Source organism: Saccharothrix hoggarensis (genome assembly GCF_042678885.1).
Classification (GTDB): domain Bacteria; phylum Actinomycetota; class Actinomycetes; order Mycobacteriales; family Pseudonocardiaceae; genus Actinosynnema; species Actinosynnema hoggarensis.
Window position 1 is genome coordinate 23,199 of the sequence record NZ_JBHTLK010000061.1, and the last position, 9,539, is coordinate 32,737.

The 9,539-nt window shown below is 70.0% G+C and carries 11 protein-coding genes and 1 pseudogene; 6 read left to right on the forward strand and 6 right to left on the reverse strand.

What is annotated here, in order from left to right; translation table 11 throughout:
* The first annotated feature begins 31 nt into the window (after positions 1–31).
* Both ctaC and ACFQ3T_RS14520 read left to right on the forward strand, forming a co-directional pair.
* On the forward strand, positions 32–964 hold the full coding sequence (gene ctaC / locus ACFQ3T_RS14515; protein ID WP_380723773.1) for an aa3-type cytochrome oxidase subunit II: 933 nt from the start codon (positions 32–34) through the stop codon (positions 962–964).
* A gap of 12 nt (positions 965–976) precedes the next feature.
* Complete coding sequence (locus tag ACFQ3T_RS14520) at positions 977–1,393, forward strand: cytochrome c oxidase subunit 4 (RefSeq protein ID WP_380723774.1); 417 nt, start codon at positions 977–979, stop codon at positions 1,391–1,393.
* A 71-nt stretch (positions 1,394–1,464) separates the two neighbouring features.
* Here the strand turns inward: ACFQ3T_RS14520 and ACFQ3T_RS14525 are convergent, their stop codons facing one another.
* The 4 genes from ACFQ3T_RS14525 to ACFQ3T_RS14540 all read right to left on the reverse strand — a co-directional run bounded on the left by ACFQ3T_RS14525 (position 1,465) and on the right by ACFQ3T_RS14540 (position 4,414).
* The gene (locus ACFQ3T_RS14525) at positions 1,465–2,130 is read right to left on the reverse strand and encodes a lysophospholipid acyltransferase family protein (RefSeq protein WP_380723775.1); all 666 of its coding nucleotides are present in this window, start codon (positions 2,128–2,130) and stop codon (positions 1,465–1,467) included.
* Positions 2,131–2,505: 375 nt separating this feature from the next.
* Entirely contained in the window at positions 2,506–3,564 is a 1,059-nt protein-coding gene (gene trpD, locus ACFQ3T_RS14530) for an anthranilate phosphoribosyltransferase (protein ID WP_380723776.1), read from the reverse strand.
* Positions 3,561–3,971 carry a hypothetical protein gene (locus tag ACFQ3T_RS14535; protein WP_380723777.1) on the reverse strand — a complete coding sequence of 137 codons (411 nt, stop codon included), beginning with the start codon at positions 3,969–3,971 and terminating at the stop codon, positions 3,561–3,563. The genes trpD and ACFQ3T_RS14535 overlap by 4 nt, the downstream gene beginning before the upstream one ends.
* Before the next feature lie 50 nt (positions 3,972–4,021).
* On the reverse strand, positions 4,022–4,414 hold the full coding sequence (locus tag ACFQ3T_RS14540; RefSeq protein WP_380723778.1) for a hypothetical protein: 393 nt from the start codon (positions 4,412–4,414) through the stop codon (positions 4,022–4,024).
* Between the two features lie 84 nt (positions 4,415–4,498).
* Here ACFQ3T_RS14540 and ctaE point away from each other — a divergent pair, with 84 nt between their 5' ends.
* From ctaE to qcrB, 4 genes are read left to right on the forward strand one after another with little or no spacing between them, the layout of a single operon-like run.
* Positions 4,499–5,107, forward strand: a complete 609-nt coding sequence (gene ctaE, locus ACFQ3T_RS14545) for an aa3-type cytochrome oxidase subunit III (RefSeq protein WP_380723779.1) — start codon at positions 4,499–4,501, stop codon at positions 5,105–5,107.
* A gap of 44 nt (positions 5,108–5,151) precedes the next feature.
* Positions 5,152–5,961 (forward strand): cytochrome bc1 complex diheme cytochrome c subunit, encoded by an 810-nt coding sequence (qcrC, locus tag ACFQ3T_RS14550; protein WP_380723780.1) that lies wholly within the window; start codon positions 5,152–5,154, stop codon positions 5,959–5,961.
* Positions 5,958–7,082 (forward strand): cytochrome bc1 complex Rieske iron-sulfur subunit, encoded by a 1,125-nt coding sequence (gene qcrA / locus ACFQ3T_RS14555; RefSeq protein WP_380723781.1) that lies wholly within the window; start codon positions 5,958–5,960, stop codon positions 7,080–7,082. The genes qcrC and qcrA overlap by 4 nt, the downstream gene beginning before the upstream one ends.
* On the forward strand, positions 7,079–8,749 hold the full coding sequence (qcrB, locus tag ACFQ3T_RS14560; RefSeq protein WP_380723782.1) for a cytochrome bc1 complex cytochrome b subunit: 1,671 nt from the start codon (positions 7,079–7,081) through the stop codon (positions 8,747–8,749). The genes qcrA and qcrB overlap by 4 nt, the downstream gene beginning before the upstream one ends.
* A gap of 209 nt (positions 8,750–8,958) precedes the next feature.
* Here the strand turns inward: qcrB and ACFQ3T_RS14565 are convergent, their stop codons facing one another.
* Both ACFQ3T_RS14565 and ACFQ3T_RS14570 read right to left on the reverse strand, forming a co-directional pair.
* Positions 8,959–9,243, reverse strand: coding sequence for an Lrp/AsnC family transcriptional regulator (locus tag ACFQ3T_RS14565; protein WP_158840431.1), 285 nt, complete (start codon positions 9,241–9,243; stop codon positions 8,959–8,961).
* Between the two features lie 42 nt (positions 9,244–9,285).
* Positions 9,286–9,539, reverse strand: a pseudogene (locus ACFQ3T_RS14570) (DEDD exonuclease domain-containing protein); the annotation flags it as partial.

The following is a 9,539-nucleotide window of genomic DNA, read 5'->3' on the forward strand; positions in this document are numbered from 1 at the left end:
GCGGTTGAAGGCAACGAGGAGGCGGCGAGCAGTGGGCCTGAAGGAGGGCACCAGGGCAGCCCGGCTGGCGAAGGTCGGCGGGCTGGTCGGCCTGGTCGGCGTCGGGGCCACGGGTTGCTCCACGGAAGAGGTGCTGCGCTTCGGTTGGCCGGTGGCCGTGACGCCGCAGGCCGAGGCGATGCGCGAGCTGTGGACCTGGTCGGTCGTCGCGGCTCTCGCGGTCGGTGTGATCGTGTGGGGCCTGATCCTCTGGTCGATCGCGTTCCACCGCAAGAAGAGCGAGGAGCTGCCCCGTCAGGTCGCCTACAACCTGCCGCTGGAGCTCGTGCTGCTGGTCGTGCCGACGATCATCGTGGCGGTGTTGTTCTACTTCACGGCCGTGACGCAGAACTACGTCACGGACAAGTCGAAGACGCCCGACGTGACGGTCGACGTGATCGCGTTCCAGTGGAACTGGGAGTTCCAGTACCCCCAGCACAAGACCGAGACGTCCAACCTGCCGGTGAGCACCGTCGGCTCGTCCGGCGAGATCCCGCTGCTGGTCGTGCCGCAGGGCAAGTCGATCCGCTTCAACCTGCGGTCGACCGACGTCATCCACTCGTTCTTCGTGCCGGAGTTCCACTTCAAGCGGGACGTCTTCCCCGAGCCCGAGAAGAACAACCAGGACAACGCGTTCCAGATCGACCAGATCGACCGCACCGGGTCGTTCGTCGGCCGCTGCGCCGAGCTGTGCGGCGTCTACCACGCCGTGATGAACTTCGAGGTCAGGGCGCTCACGCCGGACGACTTCGACCGGTACATCGAGCTGCGCAAGTCCGCCAACCCGGTCACCGGTCAGCCGTACACGGCGGCCGAGGCGCTGACCGAGATGAACTGCGGCGAGCTGTGCACGCCGCACGCCGTGACGACCAAGCCCTTCGACACCGACCGGACCGTCCGCGAGGCGTCCGGCGGCGAGAAGTAGGAGGACGCTGCGATGAAGGTCGAAGCACGCATTTTTGACTTGGTGATGGCGTTCTCGTTCCTCATGGCCGTCGTGTACGGCTACTGGACCTGGGCGGACACCGGTTTCGTCGAGCCGACCGGCACGGTGGCGCTCGCGCTCACCGGCGGGCTGGCGCTCATCGTCGGCACGTACTTCCGGTTCGTCGCCCGGCGCATCGAGGTGCGGCCCGAGGACAACGCGGACGCCGAGGTCAGCGACGGCGCCGGTGAGCTGGGCTTCTTCAGCCCCGGCAGCTACTGGCCGATCGGCCTGGCGGCGGCCGCCGCGACGGCCGGCGTGGCGCTCGCGTTCTGGCACGTCTGGCTGCTGGTGATCGCGGTCGTGCTGGTGCTGATCGCCGTCGGCGGGCTCCTGTTCGAGTACCACACCGGTCCGAACCACGAGTGAGCTGAATCTCTTTCGGGGGGCCACCTTTCGGGGTGGCCCCCTTTCTTGTCGTTTCTTGTCGTTTCTTGTCGTTACGCGGCGTTGGAGTTCTGGTAGCGGTCGACGTAGTCCTGCCCGGACAGCTCCAGGATCTGGTAGACGATCTCGTCCGTGACCGAGCGGAGCACCGGCAGCGACTCCTGCATGCCCGCGTAGCGGTCGAAGCGGAGCGGCTTGCCGAAGCGGATCGTCACCGGGTGGATGCGGGGGAGCCTGCGGTCCACCGGCTGCACCCGGTCCGTGCCGATGAGGCCGACCGGGACGACCGGCGCGCCCGACTCCAGCGCCATGCGGGCCACGCCCGTGCGGCCGCGGTGGAGGTGGCCGTCCAGCGAGCGCGTGCCCTCCGGGTAGATGGCGAACGCGCCGCCTTGCGCCAGGATGTCCTTCGCGGTGTCCAGGGACGCCCTGGCGGCCCTACCGAGCCCGCGGCGTACCGGAACGTGGCCCAGGGAGCCGAAGAAGTAGCGGGAGAGGGCTCCCTTGACGCCGCGGCCCTCGAAGTACTCGGCCTTGGCGAGGAACGAGACGCGGCGCGGCACGACCATCGGGATCACGATGCTGTCGATGAACGACAGGTGGTTGGGCGCGAGGATCACCGGGCCGTCGGCGGGCACGTTCTCGAGGCCTTCGACGGTCGGCCGGTAGACCAGGCGCGCCGTGGGCGCCACCACTCGCTTCATCACCGTGTAGAGCATGGTCACAGCATGACCGGCCGCTGTTGCCCGGCGGTGAAAAGGTGGCCGTCATCTCGCGCCTCGTCGGCCGGGGTCCGCGGGTGGGTCGCGGCCGCCGCGAGCTGTCCACTTGTCCACAGCCGATCGCGGGTGTGCGGAGTTGTCCACAGATCGCGTACACGGCGCGGAGACTGTCGGCCTGGGCCGGCAGGATCAAAAACAGGGGTCCCCCTGGGCGGGGGACCCCTGTGGAGCACGCTTGGCGCGTTAGGCGAACCGCGCCCGAACCGAACTGCGCCGGCCGAATCGCGCCGGGACGACCTGACCGGGACGACCTGCGCCTGGACGACCTGGCCTGGCACGACCCGGCCCGGGGACCGGTCGGCCCGGTGGCGGCTAGCTCGCCAGGGTGGCCTTCAGCTCCGTCGACCGCGCCGCCCACCGCCGCAGCAGGTCGGCCGCCGCACCGCTGTCGACCGCCTCGGCGGCCCGGCCCATCGCGTTCGACAGGTCCGCGTGCAGGTCACCGGTCAGCCCGCTGTGGGCCGCGATCGCACCCGCCGCGTTCAGCAGCACCGCGTCACGCACCGCACCGGGCTTGCCCGCCACGAGCTCGCGCACGACCTCGGCGTTCACGGCGGCGTCACCGCCCTTGAGGTCGTCCGGCAGGGCCGTCGGGATGCCGAGCGCCGAAGGGTCGATTTGCTCGGTCCGCACCTGCCCGCCGTCGACCACCCACACCGACGTCGTGGTCGTCGTCGTGATCTCGTCCAGCCCGTCGTCACCGCGCACGACCAGCATGGTGTTGCCGCGGCGCGCGAACACGCCCGCCAGCAGCGGCGCGAAGGAGACCCTCGCGCAGCCGACCACGCCGACCTTGGGCTGGGCCGGGTTGGTCAGCGGCCCGAGCAGGTTGAACGACGTCGGGATGCCGATCTCGCGCCTCGGCCCGCCCGCGTGCCGGAAACCGGGGTGGAACACCGGCGCGAAGCAGAAGCCGATCCCCAGCTCTTCCGCGGTCTGCTGGACGCCGAGCGGGGGCAGGTCGATCGCCACGCCCAGCTCTTCCAGCACGTCCGCGGTGCCGCACTTGGACGACGCCGCGCGGTTGCCGTGCTTCACCACGGGGACGCCGGCGGCGGCGGTCACGAGGGCCGCCATCGTCGAGATGTTCACCGAACCGGAGTTGTCGCCGCCCGTGCCCACGATGTCCGCCGCGCGCACGTCCACCGTGAACCGGCGGGCGTGGTGCAGCATCATCGCGGCGATGCCGTCGACCTCCTCGGGCGTCTCGCCCTTGGCCCGCAGCGCGACCGCGAACGCGGCGATCTGCGCGGGCGTCGCCGCGCCGGACATGACCTGGTCCATCGCCCAGCCGGTGTCGTCCTGGGTGAGGTCGACGCGGTCGATCAGCTGGTTCAGCAGTAACGGCCACGTGCGGTCCACGGCGGTCACCCCCGTACGACGGGCAGGGCCATCGACCGCAGCACCTCGGCCACGGTCTCGGCGGCGGCCAGCGGGTCGAGCGGGTGCACGAGCACCGCGTCCGCCTGCGACCACGTCGCCAGCCAGCGGTCGTCCTTGCGGCGGACCGCGACGACGACCGGGGGGCAGTCGGTGATCTCGTTCTTCAGCTGCCGGGACAGGCCCATGCCGCCGGTGGGCTGCGCCTCGCCGTCGAGGATGGCCAGGTCGACCCGACCCTCGTCCATCTCGTACAGGACGTCGGCGACGGTGCCGGCCTCGACGTACTCGACGCGCCCCAGGTCCGGCGCGGGACGGCGCCCCACCGCAGTGATGATCGTCTCACGCACCTCGGGGCGGTGGCTGAACACCAGGATCCTGGTCGTCTGCGTGCTCATCTGCGCGTCCTCCGGCGGGTCGGGTGCCAGGTGGCGCCGATGTTATCTGGCTAACGTCCCGGGACTTGCAGTGCGTCCCACCCGATCCAGTCGCCGCCCAGTCGCTGGGCCAGGCTCGCCATCCGCGCGCGCTCCTGCGCGCACCCGAGGGCGTCGAGCGTCTGCACCCGCATCGCGTGCCAGCGGCCGTCGAACCGCAGCTCCCAGCCGTCCGGCGCGAGCAGTTCCCGGGCGCGTTCTACCTGGTCAGGCGGTAGGTCGAGGTGGTGTCGCAGCACCGCGGGCTCGTCCGGGCGCCACCGCGGCGACCGGGCCAGGGCGGCCGAGTCGGCCTCGGCGACGTCGAACGCCTCCACCACGACCGACAGGCCGGGTGAATCGATCTCCGGTGCGGGTACGCCCCGACGGGCACGTCGGTCACGCCACCGGCTCAACAACCCCATGAACGTCCTCACCGCCTGTGTGACCCAGATGACCTGCGCACGTGCCCCGGACCCGATGGGCGGAGCGAAAACCTGCAAGCAATAATGCGTCGTGTGACAACGGCAGCGCCCTCAATCGGCCAGCGCGTGCACTCGCTGAACCGCCCGAACATGGTCAGCGTCGGCACGATCGTCTGGCTGTCCAGTGAGCTCATGTTCTTCGCGGGGCTCTTCGCCATGTTCTTCACGGTGAAGGCCCAGAACGAAGGCCCGTGGCCCCCGGCACCGACGCACCTGAACGTGCCTTACGCACTGTTCTTCACGATCATCCTGGTGGCCTCGTCGTTCACGTGCCAGTGGGGCGTGTTCGCCGCGGAGCGGGGTGACGTGTTCGGCCTGCGCCGCTGGTACGTCGTGACGCTCATCATGGGCGCGATCTTCGTCGGCGGCCAGGCGTTCGAGTACGTGACGCTGGTCGGGGAGGGCACCACGATCCCCAGCTCGGCGTACGGCACCGTCTTCTACCTGACGACCGGCTTCCACGGCCTGCACGTGATCGGTGGTCTGATCGCGTTCGGCTACCTGCTGGTCCGCACGAAGCTGAGCAAGTTCACGCCCGCGCAGGCGACCTCCGCGATCGTCGTGTCGTACTACTGGCACTTCGTCGACGTCGTCTGGATCGGCTTGTTCGCCGTCATCTACATCGTGCCCTGACCAGCTCGAACCCCGAACTCACACCAGCAAGGGTTGCCGCACACATGACCACCAACACCACACGGGCCCGGAAGCGCGGCACCAAGCTGCGCAGGCGGATCTCGGGCCTGCTCGCGCTGGGCTTCGCGCTGCTGGCCGCGGGCTTCCTGTTCAGCGCCCTCGCGCCGCAGCCGCAGACCGCGCAGGCGCAGGACGACCCGGCGCAGGTGCGACTGGGCGAGCAGCTCTACAACAACACCTGCATCAGCTGTCACGGCAAGAACCTCGACGGCGTCGAGGACCGCGGCCCCAGCCTGATCGGCGTGGGCGAGGCGGCCGTGTACTTCCAGGTGTCGTCCGGCCGCATGCCGATGGCCCGCCAGGAGGCGCAGGCGCTGCGCAAGCCCGCCAAGTTCACGCCGGAGGAGGTGGACGCGCTCGGCGCGTTCATCCAGTCCCGCGGCGGCGGTCCGCAGACGCCCGAGGAGCGCGGTGAGGCCCTGCGCGGCGAGGACCCGGCCCGCGGTGGCGAGCTGTTCCGGCTCAACTGCGCGGCGTGCCACAACTTCACCGGCCGCGGCGGGGCGCTGTCGTCCGGCAAGTTCGCGCCCGAGCTCGACGGCGTGACCGAGGAGCAGCTGTACACCGCGATGCTCACGGGCCCGCAGAACATGCCGAAGTTCTCCGACCGGCAGCTCACGCCGGAGGAGAAGGAAGACATCATCGCTTACATCAAGTCGGTGACCGACGGGAACAACAACCCCGGCGGCGCCCCCCTCGGCGGCCTCGGGCCGGTATCGGAGGGTCTGATCGCGTTCATCGTGGGTATCGCCGCCCTGATCGGCGTGACCCTCTGGATCGGAGCCAAGGCATGAGCGGCGTGAAGCCGAACGAGCTCCCCGACGAGGCGGAACTCGCCGGGATGAGCCGGGACGAGCTGGTCAAGCTCGGGACCAGCATGGACGGCGTCGAGCTCGTCCACTACGAGGAGCGGTGGCCGGTCAAGGGCACCCGCGCGGAGCGCCGCGCCGAGCGCCTGGTGGCCCTGTGGTTCGCCATCGCCGCGCTCGCCGGCATCGCGTTCCTCGTGGCCTTCATCTGGTGGCCGTGGAAGTACCAGGCCCCGCACGGCACCGACCACATCCTGTACAGCCTGTACACGCCGGTCATCGGCCTCACCCTGGGCCTGTCGATCCTCGCCCTGGGCGTCGGCGCACTGCTGTACACGAAGAAGTTCATCCCGGAGGAGCTGGCCGTCCAGCAGCGCCACGACGGCGGGTCGTCCGAGGTCGACAAGGCCACGGTCATCGCGGAGCTGGCCGACGCCGGTCAGCGCTCGACGATCGGCCGCCGGTCGCTCATCAAGCGGACCGCGGGCCTCGGCGCCGGCGTGTTCGGCCTGGGTGTCCTGGCCGTGCCGCTCGGCGGCCTGATCAAGAACCCGTGGGCGGACAGCGACTCCAAGGACTCGCTCTGGCACACCGGCTGGAAGGCGGAGAACGGCGAGAAGGTCTACCTGCGCAACTACACCGGCGACCCGCACGAGGTGCAGCTGGTGCGCCCGGAGGACCTGGAGGCCGGCGGTTACATGACCGTCTTCCCGTTCCGGGAGTCCGAGCGCGAGGACGAGCACGCGCTCATCGTGGCCACCAAGCGGGCCGACAACCCGGTCCTCCTGCTGCGCTTCCGCCCTGGTCAGAAGATCGTCAAGCGTGCGGGCCAGGAAGACTTCAACTACGGTGACCTGTACGCGTACTCGAAGATCTGCACCCACCTCGGGTGCCCGGCGTCGCTCTACGAGCAGCAGACCGGCCTGCTCCTCTGCCCCTGCCACCAGTCGCAGTTCGACGTCTTCCACTACGGCAAGCCCCGGTTCGGCCCGGCGACCCGCGCCCTGCCCCAGCTTCCGATCACGGTGGACGAGGACGGATACTTGATTGCCCGCAGCGACTTCATCGAGGCTGTGGGTCCGGCGTTCTGGGAGCGTAAGTCATGAGCGGCATCACCACGCCGACCAAGCGGCAGGGCGCAGCCGCCCGCGCGGCGGGTGGCGCCGCCAAGTGGGCCGACGACCGGTTCCACATGGCCGGTGGCCTGCGGAAACAGCTGAACAAGGTGTTCCCGACGCACTGGTCGTTCCTGCTCGGCGAGATCGCCCTCTACAGCTTCATCGTGCTGCTGCTCTCGGGCACGTACCTCGCGCTGTTCTTCGACCCCTCCATGGAGGAGGTCATCTACGACGGCTCGTTCCAGAACCTGCAGAACGTGCCGATGTCGCGGGCGTTCGAGTCGACGCTGGAGATCAGCTTCGACGTCCGGGGCGGCTTGTTCGTGCGCCAGGTCCACCACTGGGCGGCGCTGCTGTTCATGGGCGCGATCGTCATCCACATGTTCCGGATCTTCTTCACCGGCGCGTTCCGCCGCCCGCGTGAGATCAACTGGGTCATCGGCATCGTGCTGTTCATGCTCGGCGCGATCGAGGGCTTCCTCGGCTACTCGCTGCCCGACGACCTGCTGTCCGGCACGGGCCTGCGGGTGATGGCGGCGCTGCTGATCTCGATCCCGGTGATCGGCACGTGGCTCAACTGGCTGGCGTTCGGCGGCGAGTTCCCCGGCACGGAGATCATCCCGCGGCTCTACACGCTGCACATCCTGGTGATCCCGGGCATCATCCTGGCGCTGATCGCGGTCCACCTCGGACTCGTCTGGTACCAGAAGCACACCCAGTTCCCGGGGGTGGGCCGCAAGGAGACCAACGTCGTCGGCGTCCGCATCATGCCGGTGTTCGCGGCCAAGGGCGGCGGCTTCTTCGCGCTGGTCGTCGGCGTCACCGCGATCATGGGCGGCGTGTTCCAGATCAACCCGGTGTGGAACTTCGGCCCGTACAACGCCGGTCAGGTGTCGGCAGGCGTGCAGCCTGACTGGTACATGGGGTGGACGGACGGCCTGATCCGCCTGTGGCCCGCGTGGGAGCTCTACCTGGGCGACTACACGGTGCCGGAGCCGTTCCTGCCGTTCATGCTCGGCCTGCCGCTGCTGACCGGCCTCGCCGCGGTGTACCCGTGGATCGAGCGCAAGATGACCAAGGACTACGCGCACCACAACCTGCTCCAGCGGCCCCGCGACGTGCCCGTTCGGACGTCGCTCGGCGCGATGGCGATCTCGTACTTCATGGTGCTGCTGATTTCGGGCGGCAACGACATCATCGCCATGAAGTTCGACATCTCGCTGAACGCGATGACGTGGGCGGGCCGCATCGGCATGCTCCTCATCCCGCCGCTGGCGTACTTCATCACCTACCGCATCTGCATCGGCTTGCAGCGCGCGGACCGCGAGGTGCTGGAGCACGGTGTCGAGACCGGCATCATCAAGCGCCTGCCGCACGGCGAGTTCATCGAGATCCACCAGCCGCTGGGCCCGGTCGACGACCACGGCCACCCGCTGCCGCTGGAGTACCAGGGCGCCTCGGTGCCGAAGAAGATGAACAAGCTGGGTTCGGCCGGGCACCCGGTGCCGGGCAGCTTCCTGACGCCGGACGCGCCGGAGGAGACCGCCGCCCTGGCTCGTGCCCGGGCCGAGCGCGGCGTCTCGGGCGACACGCTGAGCGGCGAGAACAAGCCCGCGGGGGAACTGGCCGGCAAGCCGGCGCAGCCCGAGGACTGACCGTTCGCCGGAAGGGCCCCGCACCTGGGTCAGGTGCGGGGCCCTTCCGCGTGCGTGGGGCTCGGAGGTTCGGCGGTGGCACGCCCCGGCCGGCGTCCGCCTGCCGCCGTGGGGTGGCCGGAGCCGTCCGACGATGAGCGCGGACGAGCACGCCGCAGCTCACCCACGAGGGCTGCGACGCCCTCGCCGGCCGGCCGCGCGTGGCGTGATCAGGCGTCTTCGAGGCCGATGGCGAACGCCGCGTCCGTGTCGCGCTTCGAGTACGACCGGAACGAGATGTGGGTGTCCGTGTTCAGCACGCCGGGCACCTTGGAGATGTGGCCGGGCACCAGGTCGGCGAGGTCCTCGTGCCGGGCGACCTTGACCAGGGCGATCAGGTCGACGTCGCCGGCGCACGAGTAGACCTCGGTGACGCCCTCGATGTCGGCGATCGCCTGCGCCGCGTCCGGGATGGATTCGGCGGCGGCCTGGATCAGCACGATCGCGGTGATCACAGCGGTCCTCCACAAGTCGTCGGGGTATCGACCGACCACATGCTAGTGGCCCGCCTCCCGGTACTGGTCGCGACCGGCCTCGGCGCGCGCCAACCACTCGCGCCACGCCCCGGCGGCGAACGCGGGCGACGTCCACGGGCGGTCGCAGTGCACGAGTCGCGTGCCCGGCCGGTCGAGCCACCGCAGCACCACGCCGACCTCCTCGGGCGGCGCGCCGAACAGCGGCCCCTCGGCGGGGACCACGGTCTCCGCGGACGCCACCAGGGCGTCGACGACGGGCATGGGCCGCACGCCCC

What these genes read in the sequence shown, in the direction of transcription:
- ACFQ3T_RS14520 (WP_380723774.1), top strand. Translation starts at nt 977, where the DNA reads ATGAAGGTCGAAGCACGCATTTTTGACTTGGTGATGGCGTTCTCGTTC.
- ACFQ3T_RS14525 (WP_380723775.1), bottom strand. Translation starts at nt 2,130, where the DNA reads ATGCTCTACACGGTGATGAAGCGAGTGGTGGCGCCCACGGCGCGCCTG.
- ACFQ3T_RS14535 (WP_380723777.1), bottom strand. Translation starts at nt 3,971, where the DNA reads ATGAGCACGCAGACGACCAGGATCCTGGTGTTCAGCCACCGCCCCGAG.
- ACFQ3T_RS14540 (WP_380723778.1), bottom strand. Translation starts at nt 4,414, where the DNA reads ATGGGGTTGTTGAGCCGGTGGCGTGACCGACGTGCCCGTCGGGGCGTA.
- ctaE (WP_380723779.1), top strand. Translation starts at nt 4,499, where the DNA reads ATGCGTCGTGTGACAACGGCAGCGCCCTCAATCGGCCAGCGCGTGCAC.
- qcrC (WP_380723780.1), top strand. Translation starts at nt 5,152, where the DNA reads ATGACCACCAACACCACACGGGCCCGGAAGCGCGGCACCAAGCTGCGC.
- qcrA (WP_380723781.1), top strand. Translation starts at nt 5,958, where the DNA reads ATGAGCGGCGTGAAGCCGAACGAGCTCCCCGACGAGGCGGAACTCGCC.
- qcrB (WP_380723782.1), top strand. Translation starts at nt 7,079, where the DNA reads ATGAGCGGCATCACCACGCCGACCAAGCGGCAGGGCGCAGCCGCCCGC.